We start from the raw sequence: 15858 nt of genomic DNA on the forward strand, positions 1-15858 counted from the left end.
GTTCTCAAAGATGAATCGACAGGCCATCGGCCAGCGACTGCCGGTAGGCACGCCAGGCTGGCACGCTGCCCATCAGCAGCGCCGCGCCAAGGATGATAGCCAGCAGCGTCCACTCATGGGCGCTTGGCCAGGCCAATGGCAGGTACAGCCCGTAGTTGGCCTGCACATAGCCCTGCGCCAGGGCAATGCCGGCATACAGCAAGCCAAGCCCGGCGGCGATGCCCGACAATGCCAGGGCCAGTGCCTCGAGCACCAGCAGCCCGGCGATATGCCAGGGACGGGCCCCCACCGAGCGCAGGATGGCCATTTCCCGGCGGCGTTCGTTGAGGCTGGTGAGAATCGCGGTGAGCATGCCGATCAGGCCGGTGAGCACGACGAACAACGACACCACGAACAATGCCTGCTCGGCCGTGCCCATCAGGCTCCACAGCTCCTGCAGGGCCACGCCGGGCAGGATCGCCAGCAGGGGCTCGGCACGGTACTCGTTGATCTCGCGCTGCAGGCTGAACGTGGCGATCTTGCTGTTGAGCCCGAGCATGAAGGCGGTGATGGCGGTGGGCTGCAGGTCCATGGCGCGGGCCTGCTCGGCACTGATGCGCCCGGCGCCACGGGCCGGGACGCCGTTGTGCCAGTCGATGTGGATCGCTTCCATCCCTGCCAGGCTGATGTGCAGGGTGCGGTCCACCGGGGTGCCGGTGCGTTGGAGCACGCCGACCACGGTGAAGGGCTTGTCGTCGTGCTTGACCAGGCTAATGGCGGCCACGCCGTGCGCCAGTACCAGCTTGTCACCCAGTTTGTAGTGCAAGGCCTCGGCGACTTCGGCGCCCAGCACCACTTCGAACGGATCGTCGGCGAACGCCCGGCCCTGGTCGAGTGCCAGGTGCTGGCGGCGACCGAACTGGTAATGGCTGAAGTAGTCGGCGCTGGTGCCCATCACCCGGTAGCCACGGTGCGAATCGCCCAGTGAAATCGGGATCGCCCACTTCACCCGTGGATCCTTGGCGTAATGCTCGTAGCTGTCCCAGCGGATGTTGTTGGTGGCATTGCCGATGCGGAACACCGAGTACAGCAGCAGATTCACCGACCCCGAACGGGCACCGACGATCAGGTCGGTGCCGCTGATGGTGCTGGCGAAACTGGCGCGGGCTTCGGTGCGTACCCGCTCGACGGCCAGCAGCAAGCACACCGACAGGGCGATGGCGAACGCGGTGAGCAGGGCGGTGAAACGGCGGTTGGCCAGGCTGGCCAGGGCAAGGCGAAGCAGGTACATCAGGCCTCCCGGGGCTTGGCGGCGCGATTGAGCTCGGCCAGGGACAGGTGGCGGTCGAACAGCGGCGCCAGGCTCTGGTCATGGCTGACGAACAGCAGGCTTGCGCCGGCGTCGCGGCATTCGTCGAACAACAGGCGGATGAACGCCTCGCGGGTGTCGGCGTCGAGGGCCGAGGTCGGCTCGTCGGCGATGACCAGCTCGGGCTGGCCGATCAGCGCCCTGGCCGCGGCGACCCGCTGCTGCTGCCCGATCGACAGGCTGTCGGCGCGGCGGGCGAGCAGGGCCGGGTCGTCCAGGCCCAGGTGGGCGAGCAACTGGGCAGCGGCCTGGTCGATGCTGCCATGGCGCTGGGCGGCGCGAGCGGCACGGCTTTTCGAGAAGCGGCAGGGCAGCTCGACGTTTTCGCGCACCGAGAGGAACGGCAACAGGTTGAACTGCTGGAAGATGTAGCCGGTGTGATCGACCCGGAAGCGGTCGCGTGCGCCCTGGCCCAAGGTCGCCAAGTCTTGGCCGAGCAGGCGGATGCTGCCCTGGCCTGGGCGGTTGACCCCGCCCAGCAGGCCGAGCAGGGTGGTCTTGCCACTGCCGCTGGGACCCTTGAGGAACAACGCCTCGCCGGGCTCCAGGCGAAACGCTGGGATCTCCAGCAGCGGCGCCTGGCCAGGCCAGGCGAACACCAGGTCATGCAGTTCGATCAGCGGCTGGCTCATTCAGAACTCGACCACGGCCTTGGCGGGGGTGGCTTCCACGCCTTTCTGGCCATTCGGGCCGATCAGTTGCACGTTGATCTTCTGGGTTTGCGGGAAGGTTTTGAACAGGCGGCCGAGGTCGATCTGGGTGAGTTTGCCTGGGGTGGCGCAGGTCAGCTGGTAATGGGCATTGATGTCGGCGTGCTGGTGCGCCTCGCCGCCAGCTTCGGGGGCATTACCGAATAGCGGGCTTTCCAGCTCCTGGGCCTCCTCCTTGCAACCGGCGGCCTGGGCGATGGCGAACAGCTTCAGGGGTTGTTCGAGCTGCTGGCGGGCGGCGGCGACCTTGGCTTTGTCGGCGTCGCTGCTGGCGGCGTGTTCGAAGCCGACCAGGTTCATCGCCGGGCTGTCCAGCGCCAGCTCGAGGACGTTGCCGTCGAGTACCGCGTTGAGCTTGGCCACGCCGTGCTCATGGGCACCGAGGGTGCCATGGGCGTGATCGTGATCGTGGTCATGGTCGTGATCGTCGTGGGCATGGGCCACGGCCAGGGGAAGCAGGGCGAAGGGCAGGGCGAGCAACAGACGACGCATGGACGGCTCCACAGGCGGCTTGGGATGAATTTGTGATGTTATAACAATTTTTATTTGCGCCGCCAGCCTGCCTGGCACAGGTTTCATGTTCGTGGGAGCATGGCGCAATCGAGCCTGGAAACAAGGAAATAATCGTGAGAATTCGTGGACAGATCGGCGAGTGGCCGGTGGACCTGACTGTCGAGCTGGAGCCGCATGAATGGGCGCAGCTGGGGCGTAGGCTGGATGCCCAGGCGCCGGTGGAAGCAGCGCCGGTCAGCGCCAGCCCGGCACCTCGACAGGATGACGGGCAGTGGGCGGCGGCGCGTGAAGTGCTGCGTCAGGCAGGGCAGATGGGTGGTCCGGAGCTGCTGGAGCGTCTGGAAGGTTTGGCCGGAAGCGTGGCGGCAGGCAAGCGGCTGCTGGTGCGGTTGCGCCATAGCAGTGAGGTGAAGGTGGAAAGTGGCGTGGATGCGCCGGTGTATCGCTGGGTGGGATGAGGGGCTGCATAGCAGCCCCAGCAGCCTCAGAACAACGCGGAAGAGAGCTTGCGGCGGTACACACTGACCAGCGGATGCTCGGTGCCCAGCAGCTCGAACACCTGTAGCAGCGCCTTCTGTGGCAGGCCGTTCTCGTAGGCGCGGTTGCGCTGGAACAGCTTCAACAGACCATCCATCGCGGCCTCGTACTGCTGGCGTGCCAACTGCTGGATGCACAGCTGGTAGGCTGCTTCGTCATCCTGCGGATTCTGCGCCAGGCGGCTCTTCAGCTCCGCGGCTTCCGGCAGGCTGGCGGCCTGGCGCAGGAAGGTCAGCTGGGCCTTGGCGCCGGCCAGTGCGGCCTTGTGCTCGTCGGTCTTGACCGCGTCGAGCACCACCTGGGCCTCGCCCAGCTCGCCGCGCTCGGCCAGGCAGCGGGCGTAGAGGATCAGCGCCTCGGCATTGCTGTTGTCTTCACCCAGCAGCACCTGCAGCAGGGCCTCGGCCTCGCTGAAGCGACTTTCGGCGAACAGCGCCTTGGCCTGCTCCAGCGGCGCGGCGGCGGGCGGCGCGGGCATCTGCACATGGGGTTCGAGCATGGCGCGGATGGCCGACTCGGGCTGCGCGCCGGCAAAACCATCGACCGGTTGACCATCCTTGAACAGCACCACGGTCGGCAGGCTGCGGATGCCGAACTGGGCGACGATCTGCTGCTCGACGTCGCAGTTGATCTTGGCCAGCAGCAACTCGCCCTGATAACCCTCGGCGATCTTCGCCAACAGCGGCATCAGTGCCTTGCACGGCGCGCACCATTCGGCCCAGAAGTCGACCAGTACCGGCTTGTGGAAGGAGTTCTCGATGACCAGTTGCTGGAAGTTGGCATCGGTGGCATCGAAGATATAGGGCAGGTTCTGGTTAACTGGCGCTTGGCTCATCGCAACTCTCGCAAATCCGTGAATGCCCCCACTATAAGGGCTCGCGGCTGGCGTGGTACAGGCTGACGCGGCGGAATTCGTGCGGCTCGGCCAGATCCGGCAGGGTCAGCGCTTCCAGCACGCCGAGCGGGCGGTACAGCGGATGGCTGAAGTCACGCACCCGAGAGTCGGCCACCAGTGCCTGGCGGCCACGGCTGAGGAATGCGTCCAGCAACGGCAGGTTGGCGCGGTCGTACAGTACATCGGCGACCAGAATCAGGTCGAAGCGGTCGCCCTCGGCGAAGAAATCGCGGCTGTAGCCCAGCGTCACGCCGTTCAGTGCGGCGTTGGCGCGGCAGGCGTCCAAGGCCAACGGGTCGAGGTCGCAGGCCACTACTTCCAGCGCGCCGGCCCGGGCGGCGGCGATTCCGGCGATGCCGGAGCCGGCGCCGAAGTCCAGCACGCGCTTGCCACGCACCCAGTGCGGCTGCTCGGCCAGGTAGCGCGCCATGGCCAGGCCACTGGCCCAGCAGAAGCTCCAGTAGGGCGGATCTTCGAGAATGCGCCGGGTTTCCTCGCTGCTGAATGCGCGATCCATGTTCTGGTCGTCGATCAACCAGAGTTTCAGATCGCATTCGGGCAGTTCGCTGACGATCAGGCGCGCTTCGCCGATCAGGCGGCTCAAGGCCTGTTGCAGGGCCAGCGGGGTCATCTACGGTGCCTTTTCGAAACGCAGCGGGCCGGTGGCCTGGGTCTGGGCCTGGGCGATGCGCACCGGCGGCAGGTGCAGGATCAGTTGCCCGGAGCGGCTGGCGCGGCCACGCAGTTCGACCCGCGCGCCGGCAGGGAAGGCTTCGGGGTTGAAGCGCAGGCGGTAGGGCAGGGCCTGGCCGGTGCCGCTCAGGGTACTGCTGGCCAGCAGTTGCTGTGGGCGGCCGCGCTCGTCGATCACCAGCAGGGCCAGCTCCACATCGGCACCTGCCGGGATTTCCATCAGGGTACCGCTCAGCTCGCGCTGGTAGGCCGGCAGCGGGCCCAGGGGTTCGGTCTTCTTCGCCACCTTGGCCGGCACCGGCGCCGGGGCCTGTTCCGGCTTGGGGCGGTCGCTGCCGCAGGCGGCGAGCAGGGCGGCGCAACACAGCACGACGAGCGCTCGAGGGTACATGGGGTCGTCCTTCACGGGCAGATTTGCATGGATGGTAAACCCTTTGGCTTGTCTTGCCAGTGCAATGCGCTACCATGGCCCTCCCTTTTTTTTGTTGCCTGCCACCATGCACTGTCCGTTTTGCGGCGCCAACGACACCAAGGTCATCGACTCGCGCCTGGTCGCCGAGGGCGAACAGGTGCGTCGCCGTCGCGAGTGCGTCGCTTGCGGCGAACGTTTCACCACCTTCGAAACCGCCGAGCTGGTGCTGCCGCGGCTGATCAAGCAGGACGGCACGCGCCAGCCCTTCGATGAGGACAAGCTGCGGGCCGGCATGCAGCGCGCGCTGGAAAAGCGCCCGGTCAGCGTCGAGCGCCTGGAAGCGGCGCTGGCGCACATCAAGAGCCGCCTGCGTGCCACCGGCGAGCGTGAAGTGAAATCGCTGGTGGTCGGTGAGATGGTGATGGCCGAGCTGCGCAAGCTCGACGAAGTGGCCTACATCCGATTCGCCTCGGTCTACCGGCGTTTCCAGGACCTCGACGAATTCCGCGAAGAAATCGACCGCCTGGCCCGCGAGCCAGCCAAAGAGTAAGCATGTCCAGCCAAACCATTCTCGACGCCCACTACATGGCCCGGGCCGTGGAACTGGCCCGCAACGGCCTGTACAGCACCCACCCCAACCCCCGCGTGGGCTGCGTGATCGTGCGCGATGGCGAGGTGGTCGGCGAGGGCTGGCATGTGCGTGCTGGCGAGCCGCACGCCGAGGTTCACGCCCTGCGCCAGGCCGGCGAGCGCGCCCTAGGCGCCTGTGCCTACGTCACCCTCGAGCCCTGCAGCCACCATGGGCGCACGCCGCCGTGCGCCGAAGCCCTGGTCAACGCCGGGGTGGCGCGGGTGGTGGCGGCCATGCAGGACCCCAACCCGCAAGTGGCCGGCAATGGCCTGCGCCGTCTGCGCGAGGCCGGCATCGAGGTCGCCAGCGGGGTGCTCGAAGCCGAGGCCCGCGCCCTCAACCCAGGCTTCCTCAAACGTATGGAGCACGGCCTGCCATTCGTGCGCGCCAAGCTGGCGATGAGCCTGGACGGTCGCACTGCCATGGCCAGTGGCGAGAGCCAGTGGATCACCGGCCCCGCCGCCCGTGCCGCGGTCCAGCGCCTGCGCGCCCGGTCCAGCGTGGTGCTGACCAGCGCCGAAAGCGTGCTGTTCGACAACGCCCGCATGACCGTGCGTGGCGAAGAACTGGGCCTGGATGAGGCGTTCACCGCCCTGGCCGTGTCGCGCCCGCCGCTGCGCGTGCTGATCGACGGGCGCCTGCGCCTGCCACTGGACGCGCCGTTCTTCCAGGCCGGCCCGGCGCTGGTGGTGACCGCCGCCGGCGAGGACCCTCGTTATGCCGCCGCCGGCCATGAGTTGCTCGACCTGCCCGGCAGCGACGGCCGCGTCGACTTGCCGGCCCTGCTGCGGGTGCTGGCCGGGCGCGGCGTCAACGAAATCCTCCTGGAAGCCGGCGCCGGCCTGGTCGGCGCCTTCGCCCGCCAGGGCCTGGTCGACGAGTACCAGTTGTTCGTCGCCGGCACCTTCCTCGGCTCCGATGCCCGTCCGCTGCTGGACTGGCCGTTGTCGAAAATGAGCGAGGCGCCGCGGCTGAAGATTACCGACATGCGCGCGGTCGGCGATGACTGGCGAGTCACTGCCATCCCCCTGCCGGCCCCCGGCGTATAATGCCTGGCTTGCTTCGCGCAGCCCGTACTTGAGGAGAACAGCATGTTCACCGGCATCATCGAATCCATCGGCACCATCCGCAGCCTCACCCCCAAGGGCGGTGACGTGCGTGTCTATGTCGAGACCGGCAAGCTCGACCTGGCCGACGTCAAGCTTGGCGACAGCATCGCGGTCAACGGCGTGTGCCTGACCGCCGTCGAGCTGCCCGGCGACGGCTTCTGGGCCGACGTCAGCGTCGAGACCCTCAAGCGCACGGCCATGGTCGACCTCAAGAGCGGCAGCCGGGTCAACCTGGAAAAGGCCCTGACCCCGACCACCCGCCTGGGCGGCCACCTGGTCAGCGGCCACGTCGACGGTGTCGGCGAGATCGTCTCGCGCGCCGATAGCGCCCGCGCCATCCAGTTCCGCGTGCGTGCGCCCAAGGAGCTGGCCAAGTACATCGCCCACAAGGGCTCGATCACCGTCGACGGCACCAGCCTGACGGTCAACGAAGTCGATGGCGCCGAGTTCGAGCTGACCATCGTCCCGCACACCCTGTCCGAAACCATCATGGCCGACTACCGAGCAGGGCGTCGGGTGAACCTTGAGGTCGACCTGCTGGCCCGTTACCTGGAGCGTCTGCTGCTGGGCGACAAGGCCGCCGAGCCGAGCAAAGGCAGTGGCATCACCGAAAGCTTCCTGGCCGCCAACGGCTTCTTGAAATCCTGATTGAGAAGGGGGTGCCGCGTGGCGCTCAACAGCATCGAAGAACTGGTCGAAGACATCCGCCAGGGCAAAATGGTCATCCTCATGGATGACGAAGACCGCGAGAACGAAGGCGACATCATCATGGCAGCCGAATGCTGCCTGCCCGAGCACATCAATTTCATGGCCAAGCACGCCCGTGGCCTGATCTGCATGCCGATGACCCGCGAGCGCTGCGAAACCCTGAAGCTGCCGCTGATGGCGCCGCGCAACGGTTCGGGCTTCGGCACCAAGTTCACTGTGTCGATCGAGGCCGCCGAAGGCGTCACCACCGGCATCTCCGCCGCCGACCGCGCCCGTACCGTGCAGGCCGCCGCGGCCAAGGACGCCAAGGCCGAGGACATCGTCAGCCCTGGGCATATTTTCCCGCTGATGGCCCAGCCCGGCGGCACCCTGGCTCGCGCCGGCCATACCGAGGCCGCCTGCGACCTGGCGCGCATGGCCGGTTTCGAGCCAAGCGGGGTGATCTGCGAGGTGATGAACGACGACGGCACCATGTCGCGCCGCGCCGAGCTGGAAGTGTTCGCTGCCGAGCATGGCTTGAAGATCGGCACCATCGCCGACCTGATCCACTACCGCATGATCCACGAGCGCACCGTGCAGCGCGTGTCCGAGCAGCCGATCGAGAGCGAGCTGGGCGAATTCAACCTGGTCACCTACCGTGACGCGGTGGAAGGCGACGTGCACATGGCCCTGACGCTCGGCAAGATCTGCGCCGAAGAGCCGACGCTGGTGCGGGTGCACAACATGGATCCGCTGCGCGACCTGCTGCTGGTCAAGCAGCCGGGGCGCTGGAGCCTGCGCGCGGCCATGGCCGCGGTGGCCGAGGCCGGCAGCGGCGTGGTCCTGCTGCTGGGCCACCCGCTGGACGGCGACGTGCTGCTGGCGCACATCCGCGAAAGCGCGGGCGATGCGCAGCCCAAGGCACCCACCACCTACAGCACCGTCGGTGCCGGTTCGCAGATCCTGCGCGACCTCGGTGTGCGCAAGATGCGCCTGATGAGTTCGCCGATGAAGTTCAATGCGATATCCGGATTCGATCTGGAAGTTGTAGAATACGTGCCCTCCGAGTGACTTGAGGCGGCCTGATCGCCCTTAAGCTCGAGTCAAAACCCTCCCGAGGCCGCCACAGCGCGGCCTCGCTCTTGAAGATGAGAACTCCGGAATGACCCTGAAGACCATCGAAGGTACCTTCATCGCCCCCAAAGGTCGCTATGCTTTGGTGGTTGGCCGCTTCAACAGCTTCGTCGTCGAAAGCCTGGTAAGCGGTGCAGTCGATGCCCTGGTACGCCACGGCGTCAGCGAAAGCGACATCACCATCATCCGTGCCCCGGGCGCGTTCGAAATCCCGCTGGTGGCACAGAAAGTCGCCCAACAGGGCGCTTATGACGCGATCGTCGCCCTGGGCGCGGTGATCCGTGGCGGTACCCCGCACTTCGAATACGTGGCGGGCGAGTGCACCAAGGGCCTGGCCCAGGTGTCCATGGAGTTCGGTGTTCCGGTGGCCTTCGGCGTACTGACCGTCGATTCCATCGAGCAGGCCATCGAGCGTTCCGGCACCAAGGCCGGCAACAAAGGTGCCGAAGCTGCCCTGTCCGCTCTGGAAATGGTCAGCCTGCTGGCGCAGTTGGAGGCCAAGTGATTAGCGACGAAAGCGATCGTTTCAACCCGCGCGATCCAAAACCCGCGGATGCCGGCAAGCCCTCGAAGAGCGCCAAGCGTCGCGAAGCCCGCAAGCTCGCCACGCAAGCGCTCTACCAGTGGCACATGGCCAAGCATTCGCTGAACGAGGTCGAGGCGCAATTCCGGGTCGACAACGATTTCACCGATATCGACGGCGCCTACTTCCGCGAGATCCTGCACGGGGTCCCGGCGAAGAAGGCCGAGATCGACGAGGCGCTCAAGCCTTGCCTGGACACGCCGCTGGAAGAGCTCGACCCGGTCGAGCTGGCCGTGCTGCGCCTGTCCACCTGGGAATTCATGATGCGCGTCGACGTGCCGTACCGCGTCGTCATCAACGAAGGTGTGGAGCTGGCGAAGGTGTTCGGCGCCACTGACGGCCACAAGTTCGTCAACGGCGTGCTCGACAAGCTGGCTCCGCGTCTGCGTGAGGCGGAAGTCAAGGCGAACAAGCGCTGATCGCGGCGCCGACGAGCCATGGGTGAGTTCGAGCTGATCCGTCATTTCTTCGCCGCAGCGCCCTGTGCGCAGGGCGGCGAGGGCGTGGCCCTGGGGATCGGCGACGACTGTGCCCTGCTGAACCTGCCTGCCGGCGAGCAGCTGGCGATCTCCACCGACACGCTCGTGGCCGGTGTGCATTTCCCCGCAGTGTGCGACCCGTTGCTGCTCGGCCAGCGTTCGCTGGCCGTGGCGGTCAGCGACCTGGCGGCCATGGGCGCCACGGCCATCGGCTTCACCCTTGCCCTCACCCTGCCCCAGGTCGGCGCGCAATGGCTTGCCGGCTTTGCCGACGGCCTCGGCCGCATGGCCGCGCGCTGCGGTATCAGCCTGATTGGTGGCGACACTACACGCGGCCCGTTGAGCATCACCGTGACCGTGTTCGGCCGGGTGCCGACCGGCCAGGCGCTGCGTCGCAGCGGCGCGCAGCCGGGCGACCTGCTGTGTGTCGGTGGTTTCCTGGGCAACGCGGCGGGGGCCTTGCCGCTGGTGCTGGGCGAACGCGAGGCGGCTGCCGATGTGGCCGGGCCATTGCTCGAGCATTACTGGTCGCCCTTGCCGCAACTGCAACTGGGCGAGCGCCTGCGCGGCCTGGCCACGGCGGCGCTGGATATTTCCGACGGCCTGCTGGCCGACTGCGGGCATATCGCCAAGGCGTCCGGCGTTGCGCTGCAGGTGAACCTGGCGCAGGTCCCCGTGTCTGCTCCTTTACAGGCTTTGCTCGGTAGAGAAGCGGCCTTGCATGCAGCGCTCACCGGTGGTGACGACTACGTGCTGGCGTTCACCGTGCCGGAAAGCGCACTGACCGCCCTGGCCCGCGAGGTGCACGTCATCGGTCGTGTACTGGAAGGCCAGGGCGTGACCTTGCGTGACCCGCAAGGCCAGGACATCACCCCCGTGCAGCGGGGCTATCAACATTTCAGGGAGACACCGTGACCGACCACCCCAACCAGGTGCCTGCGGAGTTCGTTCCGCCTTCGGTCTGGCGCAACCCGTGGCACTTCATCGCCTTCGGCTTCGGCTCGGGCACCCTGCCCAAGGCGCCGGGGACCTGGGGTTCGCTGGTGGCGCTGCCGTTCATCCCGTTGTGGCAGATGCTACCCGACTGGGGTTATTGGCTGTTGCTGGGCATCAGCATGCTGTTCGGCGTGTGGTTGTGCGGCAAGGTGGCCAACGACTTGCGCGTGCACGACCACGAGGGCATTGTCTGGGACGAGATCGTCGGCATGTGGATCACCCTGTGGCTGGTGCCGGAAGGTTGGCAGTGGCTGCTGGCGGGGTTCCTGATGTTCCGCTTCTTCGACATCCTCAAGCCGTGGCCGATCCGCTGGGTCGACCGCCATGTGCATGGTGGGTTCGGCATCATGCTCGACGATATCCTGGCCGGCGTGTTCGCCTGGCTGGGCATGCAGGTTCTGGTGTGGGCGGTGGCCTGAGACAGGGAGCGTTGCAATGGGCCTGAAGGCTGTGGTGCTGGCATCGATGCTATTGGTCGCGGGACCGGGTGCGATGGCCCAGGAGGTGCCGGCGCAGGTGCGTCTGGTCAGCGAGGCGTGGGTCGACTACACCAATGCCGATGGCAGCGGGCTGGCCTGGGACGTGTTGCGCAAGGTGTTCGAGCCGGCCGGGGTCAAGGTCGTGGTCAAGAGCGCGCCCTACAGCCGCGCCGTCGGACTGGTGAAACGCGGCGAGGCGGATGCCTGGGTAGGCTCCTACAAGGAAGAGAACGCCGACAACCTGTACCCGCAGTGGTACTTCGACCAGGACCATATCTATGCCTTGGGCCTGGTCGACAAACCGGTGCCAACGCTCGAGACCATCGGCCAGTACCGGCTGGCCTGGGTGCGCGGCTACGACTACGCCAGCTATCTGCCCGAGGTCCACAACTTCCGCGAGATCCAGCGGCGCGAGGGCATCCTGCCCATGCTCGAACATGACCGGGTCGATTTCTACATCGATGCGCTCGCCGAGGTCGACTACGTGCTTGGCCAGGCGCCCGATGCCACGCGCTTTCGCCGCACCCACGTCGCCGAGCTGCCGTTGTATCTGGCCTTCGCCCACAGCGAACAGGGCAAGGCCCTGCGCGACCTGTTCGACCGGCGCATGGAGCAACTGGTGCGCAGCGGCGAGCTGAAGCCGATCTTTGAGCGCTGGAAGCAGCCTTATCCGTTTACGGATGATCACCTGCCTCATCAATAAATGCCCCGCAGTCCGCTCCCGCAGGGGCCGGTGTGCGGCCATATGCATCTAACTTTTCGATCTTAAGCCACGATATTCCTCCTGCGCACCTGCGCCGGGCTGCTGATACAATCGACCGATCTGAAAAATCCTACTGCCCAGGAGCACAACGTGCCCGTCGTCTTTGTTGCCGCCTCGAAACTCCCGACTCCCTTTGCGACCTTCACCATGCATGGCTTCCTCGACGAAGCCACTGGCCGCGAGCACGTGGTGCTCAGCCTGGGTGATATCGCCGACGGCGAGCCGGTGCTGGGGCGTCTGCACTCCGAGTGCCTGACTGGCGATGCGCTGTTCAGCCAGCGTTGCGACTGTGGCTCGCAGCTGGAGGCTGCATTGCAGGCCATCGCCCGTGAAGGCCGTGGCGTACTGCTGTACCTGCGCCAGGAAGGCCGTGGCATCGGCCTGCTGAACAAGATCCGCGCCTACGAACTGCAAGACGGCGGTGCCGACACCGTCGAGGCCAACGAGCGCCTGGGCTTCGCCGCCGACCAGCGTGACTACGCCATGTGCCTGCCGATGCTCGAGCACCTGGGCGTGAAGTCGTTGCGTCTGATGACCAACAATCCGCGCAAGGTAAAGGCCCTGACCGACATGAGCATCAAGGTCGCCGAGCGCGTACCGCTGCACACTGGCCACAACCCGCACAACCGCCTGTACCTGGCCACCAAGGCCGACAAGCTCGGGCACATGATGGGCAACAAGCACCAGGGCGAGGTGCCCCAGGCGTGACTCGCACAGAGGTGAAGCGGCGGCTGGCGCTGGCCTGGTGGCAGTACCTGGCCGTGGGGTTGCTGCCGCTGCCGGTGATGGCCTGGGCCTTTGGTGACGGCGAGGCGCTGATCCCGGTGCTGGCCATGCCGCTGTTCATCGCCGGTGCCGCCAGCATGTTCCTCAGCCTGCCGCGCTTCAGCGCGTACAAGCGGGCGTTGATCGCCAGCGACAAGGTATTGGGCAGCGCCGAAGAACCGGCGGCCTGGATCGAGCTGGCCCGCGTGCGCCGCCTGGCTATGCTGTTCGCCTGCTTCCCGGCCTGGGTTGCCGCGCTGTCGGTGCTGGTCGGGTTGGAGGCGGTACCGCAGATTCTCCTCGCCCTGTCCACCGTGGTGTTGCTGTACCTCTATCGCATCCCACGCCAGCTCGGCTGATGCGGGCGCTGTTCGCCGGGTTTTTGCTGCTGTGTCTCGGCGCCGTGGCCGAGGCCGCGCCGCGGGTGGTCAGCCTGGCGCCGTCGATGACCGAGATTGTCCTGGAGCTACGAGCCGGCGAGTTGCTGGTCGGTGTGCTCGATGGCGGCGAGCGTCCGCCGGCGCTGGCCCGGTTGCCTTCCGTCGGCCGCCATGGCCAGCTCGACATGGAGCGCCTGTTAAGCCTCGAGCCCGACCTCTTGCTGCTGTGGCCCGGCAGCGTGCCGCCGGCCCAGCGCGACCAGCTCAGGCGCCTGGGCATCGCCACGTTCAGCGGCGAGCCCGGCAACCTCGACCAGTTGATCGACCAGATCGAAGCCATCGCCCAACGTATTGGCCGTGACCAGCAAGGCCGCGCCTATGCCGCCAGCCTGCGTGAGCGGTTGCAGGGGCTGCGCGACCGCTACCGGCGTGAGGCGCCGCTGCGGGTGTTCTACCAGGTCTGGGACAAGCCGCTGTACACCTTGGGTGGCCGCCAGGTGGTCAGCGACGCCTTGCGCGTGTGCGGGGCGCGCAATGTGTTCGATGACCTGGCCCAGCCCGCCCCGCAGGTCAGCGTGGAGTCGGTGTTGCTGCGCGACCCCGAGGTGATCCTGGCGGGCGATGAGGCGCAACTGGCCAGTTGGCGCAACTGGCCGCGGCTGAGCGCCGTGAAAGGCGAGCGCTTGCTGGTGGTGCCGGACAAAGGCCTGGAGCGGCCCAGCGGGCAGATGATCGAGGCCACTGCTCGGCTGTGTGCGTTGCTCGATGCTAGAGCGCCGGTGTCCAGGTAAGGCTCAACAGCCAGGTGCGTCCTTCTTCGCGGTAACCGTGCCAACTGCCGTCGTAGCTGTAGAGGACGCGGCTGTATTGCTTGTCCAGCAGGTTGTCCAGCTTCAGATCCACCCTCACCTCGTCTGTCAGGGCCATGCCGCCACGTAGGCCGAGCAACCCATAGCCCCCCATGCGCCGGTTGTTGGACGGATCGTCGTAGCTGCCACTGACAGCCTGCCAGCTGGCGCCCACGCTGTAGCGAGCAAATTGTCGATCCACATCCAGGCTCAACGTGCGACGAGCGCGGCGTTGAAGGGTATGGCCGCTTTCCCGGTCACGCGGGTCGACCAGGCTCAGGCCCAGCTGAGAGGTCCAGCCGGCCCATTCCTGTTGCAGCGACAGTTCCATGCCATTGATTCGCGCGTTTTCGACATTGCCGGGTCGCCTGCGCTCGGGGTCGTAGTTGATTGCGTCGCGCAGGTCGGTGCGATACAGCGAGGCTTCCAGCCGTGTCTCACTGGCCAGCTGGCTGCGCCATTGCAGTTCGTAGCTTTTCGAGTGCTCGGGGCGCAGGTCCGGGTTGCCGTACTTCACATCGTAGAGATCGTTGAAGGTCGGGGCGCGAAAGCCTTCGCTGTAGGAGAGCAGCACGTCGTTGCGAGGGTTCAGCGGGACTGTGAGGCTGGCATTCCAGGTGGTCTGGTCGCCGAATTGCTGGTTACGGTCCTGGCGTACACCCAGTTCGCTCGAGAAGCTGTCCCCGGCAAAGCGATATTGAGCGAAGGCTGCGCGGTTCCAGCGGCTGTCCTCGCTGAAGTTCGCCGTACCGTGGAAGCGATCCTGGTACCAGTCGCCACCCAGCATCAGCTGGTTGCGCTCGTCGAGTGTGAAGTCGTTCTGCCAGGTGACCTGATCACGGTAGGTGTTGTAGATGAAGCGCTCGTCGCTCATCTTGTCGCGCTTGTCGTCACGGTTTTCGCTGTGGCCAAGTTCCAACCTGGAGTGCCAGGTGTCGCTTAGCTGGGCGTCGAACCAGGTGCCCAGGCTGCTGACACTGAAATCGGTGTAGGGCTGCTGTGGATAACTCAGATAGGTGGATTCATCCAGCCGCCCATAAGGATTGTCGTATTCACTGCGCCCACGGCTGTCGAGCAGGTTCAGGCCCGCTTCGAAGCGCTCGTTGAAGCTGTGGCTCAAGCTCAGGTTCAAAGAGCGGTTGCGATAGGCGTCATGGTCGCCATCGCTGGCATACGACGGCCCGGTCGAATCGATGCCGGCCGTCTCGTCCAGGCTGGCGCCGAGGTTGAAGCGGGTCGCGCCATCGCCACCGGACAGGCCCAGGCTGCGCTGCCAGGTCTGGTTGCTGCCGGTTGCCAGGCGCAGGCGCGGTTGCAGGCCCTGGCCCTCGCCACGCCGGGTGAAGATCTGGATCACCCCGCCGATGGCGTCGCTGCCGTAAACCGCCGAGCGCGAACCGCGCAGCACCTCCACCCGTTCGATCTGGTCGATGCCGAGAAACTGCAGGCCGCTGTCGCCGGAGGTGGTGTTGGCGATGCGCACGCCATCAACCAGCACCAGGGTCTGGGCGGCCTTGGTGCCGCGCACGAAGATGCCCGGCAGGCTGCCGCGACCGCCGGTGGGCGCGACCTGCACGCCGGGCACGCGGGCGAGCAGATCGGTGACGCTGCTGGGTTGTAGGCGGTCGATGTCGGCACGGGTGAACACCGTGTTGGCGGCGCTGGTGGCGGTACGCGACTCGACCTGGCGGCTGGCGCTGATCAGCACGTCGGGGAGCTTGAGGGCGTCGTCGCGGGAAGGTTCGGCTGCCAGGGTGGCGGCGGGGAGGTAGAGCAGGGGGAGGGCGCGGATCTTCATGGGGCAGTTCCATTGCAATCGCGGGGCAAGTCGCATCGGCGCACCGCCGCTCCCACGCAGTTATCGTGGGAGCGGCGGCGCGCCGATGCGACTTGCCC

The 15858-nt window shown here is 66.6% G+C and carries 20 protein-coding genes; 13 read left to right on the forward strand and 7 right to left on the reverse strand.

The window, feature by feature from the left end; all coding sequences use genetic code 11:
- Positions 1 to 4: 4 nt before the first annotated feature.
- From ACZ9C1_RS21290 to ACZ9C1_RS21300, 3 genes are read right to left on the reverse strand one after another with little or no spacing between them, the layout of a single operon-like run.
- A complete protein-coding gene (locus tag ACZ9C1_RS21290) occupies positions 5 to 1270 on the reverse strand; it encodes an ABC transporter permease (RefSeq protein ID WP_110704223.1) in 1266 nt (421 codons plus the stop codon).
- On the reverse strand, positions 1270 to 1980 hold the full coding sequence (locus ACZ9C1_RS21295; protein WP_046857325.1) for an ABC transporter ATP-binding protein: 711 nt from the start codon (positions 1978 to 1980) through the stop codon (positions 1270 to 1272). Before ACZ9C1_RS21295 ends, ACZ9C1_RS21290 begins: the two co-directional genes overlap by 1 nt.
- Entirely contained in the window at positions 1981 to 2550 is a 570-nt protein-coding gene (locus tag ACZ9C1_RS21300) for a DUF2796 domain-containing protein (protein ID WP_102683830.1), read from the reverse strand.
- Positions 2551 to 2684: 134 nt separating this feature from the next.
- On the opposite strand from ACZ9C1_RS21300, the gene ACZ9C1_RS21305 reads away from it, so the two are divergent.
- Positions 2685 to 3029 carry a hypothetical protein gene (locus ACZ9C1_RS21305; protein ID WP_277502589.1) on the forward strand — a complete coding sequence of 115 codons (345 nt, stop codon included), beginning with the start codon at positions 2685 to 2687 and terminating at the stop codon, positions 3027 to 3029.
- 26 nt (positions 3030 to 3055) lie between these two features.
- Here ACZ9C1_RS21305 and trxA read toward each other — a convergent pair whose 3' ends face one another.
- From trxA to ACZ9C1_RS21320, 3 genes are read right to left on the reverse strand one after another with little or no spacing between them, the layout of a single operon-like run.
- Positions 3056 to 3943 carry a thioredoxin gene (gene trxA, locus ACZ9C1_RS21310; RefSeq protein ID WP_198754399.1) on the reverse strand — a complete coding sequence of 296 codons (888 nt, stop codon included), beginning with the start codon at positions 3941 to 3943 and terminating at the stop codon, positions 3056 to 3058.
- 31 nt (positions 3944 to 3974) lie between these two features.
- Complete coding sequence (locus ACZ9C1_RS21315; RefSeq protein WP_277502591.1) at positions 3975 to 4634, reverse strand: class I SAM-dependent methyltransferase; 660 nt, start codon at positions 4632 to 4634, stop codon at positions 3975 to 3977.
- Positions 4635 to 5087 carry a YbaY family lipoprotein gene (locus tag ACZ9C1_RS21320; RefSeq protein ID WP_110704211.1) on the reverse strand — a complete coding sequence of 151 codons (453 nt, stop codon included), beginning with the start codon at positions 5085 to 5087 and terminating at the stop codon, positions 4635 to 4637.
- 106 nt (positions 5088 to 5193) lie between these two features.
- Here ACZ9C1_RS21320 and nrdR point away from each other — a divergent pair, with 106 nt between their 5' ends.
- The 12 genes from nrdR (at position 5194) to ACZ9C1_RS21380 (ending at position 13905) form a co-directional block, all read left to right on the forward strand.
- Entirely contained in the window at positions 5194 to 5658 is a 465-nt protein-coding gene (gene nrdR, locus ACZ9C1_RS21325; protein ID WP_009685710.1) for a transcriptional regulator NrdR, read from the forward strand.
- A 2-nt stretch (positions 5659 to 5660) separates the two neighbouring features.
- Positions 5661 to 6788 (forward strand): bifunctional diaminohydroxyphosphoribosylaminopyrimidine deaminase/5-amino-6-(5-phosphoribosylamino)uracil reductase RibD, encoded by a 1128-nt coding sequence (ribD, locus tag ACZ9C1_RS21330; protein WP_476254345.1) that lies wholly within the window; start codon positions 5661 to 5663, stop codon positions 6786 to 6788.
- A 42-nt stretch (positions 6789 to 6830) separates the two neighbouring features.
- Entirely contained in the window at positions 6831 to 7496 is a 666-nt protein-coding gene (locus ACZ9C1_RS21335) for a riboflavin synthase (protein ID WP_102683825.1), read from the forward strand.
- Positions 7497 to 7514: 18 nt separating this feature from the next.
- Entirely contained in the window at positions 7515 to 8606 is a 1092-nt protein-coding gene (ribBA, locus tag ACZ9C1_RS21340) for a bifunctional 3,4-dihydroxy-2-butanone-4-phosphate synthase/GTP cyclohydrolase II (protein ID WP_038707258.1), read from the forward strand.
- 91 nt (positions 8607 to 8697) lie between these two features.
- Positions 8698 to 9174, forward strand: a complete 477-nt coding sequence (ribH, locus tag ACZ9C1_RS21345) for a 6,7-dimethyl-8-ribityllumazine synthase (protein WP_023631199.1) — start codon at positions 8698 to 8700, stop codon at positions 9172 to 9174.
- A complete protein-coding gene (nusB, locus tag ACZ9C1_RS21350) occupies positions 9171 to 9671 on the forward strand; it encodes a transcription antitermination factor NusB (RefSeq protein ID WP_023631200.1) in 501 nt (166 codons plus the stop codon). Before ribH ends, nusB begins: the two co-directional genes overlap by 4 nt.
- An 18-nt stretch (positions 9672 to 9689) precedes the next feature.
- A complete protein-coding gene (gene thiL, locus ACZ9C1_RS21355) occupies positions 9690 to 10646 on the forward strand; it encodes a thiamine-phosphate kinase (RefSeq protein WP_277502596.1) in 957 nt (318 codons plus the stop codon).
- Entirely contained in the window at positions 10643 to 11146 is a 504-nt protein-coding gene (locus ACZ9C1_RS21360; RefSeq protein WP_023632630.1) for a phosphatidylglycerophosphatase A family protein, read from the forward strand. Before thiL ends, ACZ9C1_RS21360 begins: the two co-directional genes overlap by 4 nt.
- A 16-nt stretch (positions 11147 to 11162) precedes the next feature.
- The gene (locus tag ACZ9C1_RS21365; protein ID WP_277502600.1) at positions 11163 to 11909 is read left to right on the forward strand and encodes a substrate-binding periplasmic protein; all 747 of its coding nucleotides are present in this window, start codon (positions 11163 to 11165) and stop codon (positions 11907 to 11909) included.
- Between the two features lie 150 nt (positions 11910 to 12059).
- Complete coding sequence (gene ribA / locus ACZ9C1_RS21370) at positions 12060 to 12677, forward strand: GTP cyclohydrolase II (RefSeq protein WP_023631163.1); 618 nt, start codon at positions 12060 to 12062, stop codon at positions 12675 to 12677.
- A complete protein-coding gene (locus ACZ9C1_RS21375) occupies positions 12674 to 13093 on the forward strand; it encodes an MFS transporter (protein WP_457378600.1) in 420 nt (139 codons plus the stop codon). The genes ribA and ACZ9C1_RS21375 overlap by 4 nt, the downstream gene beginning before the upstream one ends.
- Positions 13093 to 13905, forward strand: coding sequence for a cobalamin-binding protein (locus tag ACZ9C1_RS21380; protein ID WP_111533278.1), 813 nt, complete (start codon positions 13093 to 13095; stop codon positions 13903 to 13905). The genes ACZ9C1_RS21375 and ACZ9C1_RS21380 overlap by 1 nt, the downstream gene beginning before the upstream one ends.
- Here ACZ9C1_RS21380 and ACZ9C1_RS21385 read toward each other — a convergent pair.
- Entirely contained in the window at positions 13883 to 15760 is a 1878-nt protein-coding gene (locus ACZ9C1_RS21385; protein WP_476254346.1) for a TonB-dependent receptor plug domain-containing protein, read from the reverse strand. The genes ACZ9C1_RS21380 and ACZ9C1_RS21385 overlap by 23 nt on opposite strands.
- Between the last annotated feature and the right edge of the window lie 98 nt (positions 15761 to 15858).

This window comes from Pseudomonas sp. TE21435 (assembly GCF_056279265.1).

Coding starts and splice junctions, on each gene's coding strand:
- ACZ9C1_RS21365 (WP_277502600.1), top strand. CDS start 11,163: ATGGGCCTGAAGGCTGTGGTGCTGGCATCGATGCTATTGGTCGCGGGA.
- ACZ9C1_RS21320 (WP_110704211.1), bottom strand. CDS start 5,087: ATGTACCCTCGAGCGCTCGTCGTGCTGTGTTGCGCCGCCCTGCTCGCC.
- ACZ9C1_RS21300 (WP_102683830.1), bottom strand. CDS start 2,550: ATGCGTCGTCTGTTGCTCGCCCTGCCCTTCGCCCTGCTTCCCCTGGCC.
- nrdR (WP_009685710.1), top strand. CDS start 5,194: ATGCACTGTCCGTTTTGCGGCGCCAACGACACCAAGGTCATCGACTCG.
- thiL (WP_277502596.1), top strand. CDS start 9,690: ATGGGTGAGTTCGAGCTGATCCGTCATTTCTTCGCCGCAGCGCCCTGT.
- ACZ9C1_RS21380 (WP_111533278.1), top strand. CDS start 13,093: ATGCGGGCGCTGTTCGCCGGGTTTTTGCTGCTGTGTCTCGGCGCCGTG.
- ACZ9C1_RS21385 (WP_476254346.1), bottom strand. CDS start 15,760: ATGAAGATCCGCGCCCTCCCCCTGCTCTACCTCCCCGCCGCCACCCTG.
- ACZ9C1_RS21290 (WP_110704223.1), bottom strand. CDS start 1,270: ATGTACCTGCTTCGCCTTGCCCTGGCCAGCCTGGCCAACCGCCGTTTC.
- ACZ9C1_RS21335 (WP_102683825.1), top strand. CDS start 6,831: ATGTTCACCGGCATCATCGAATCCATCGGCACCATCCGCAGCCTCACC.
- ribD (WP_476254345.1), top strand. CDS start 5,661: ATGTCCAGCCAAACCATTCTCGACGCCCACTACATGGCCCGGGCCGTG.
- ribH (WP_023631199.1), top strand. CDS start 8,698: ATGACCCTGAAGACCATCGAAGGTACCTTCATCGCCCCCAAAGGTCGC.
- trxA (WP_198754399.1), bottom strand. CDS start 3,943: ATGAGCCAAGCGCCAGTTAACCAGAACCTGCCCTATATCTTCGATGCC.
- ACZ9C1_RS21295 (WP_046857325.1), bottom strand. CDS start 1,980: ATGAGCCAGCCGCTGATCGAACTGCATGACCTGGTGTTCGCCTGGCCT.
- ACZ9C1_RS21315 (WP_277502591.1), bottom strand. CDS start 4,634: ATGACCCCGCTGGCCCTGCAACAGGCCTTGAGCCGCCTGATCGGCGAA.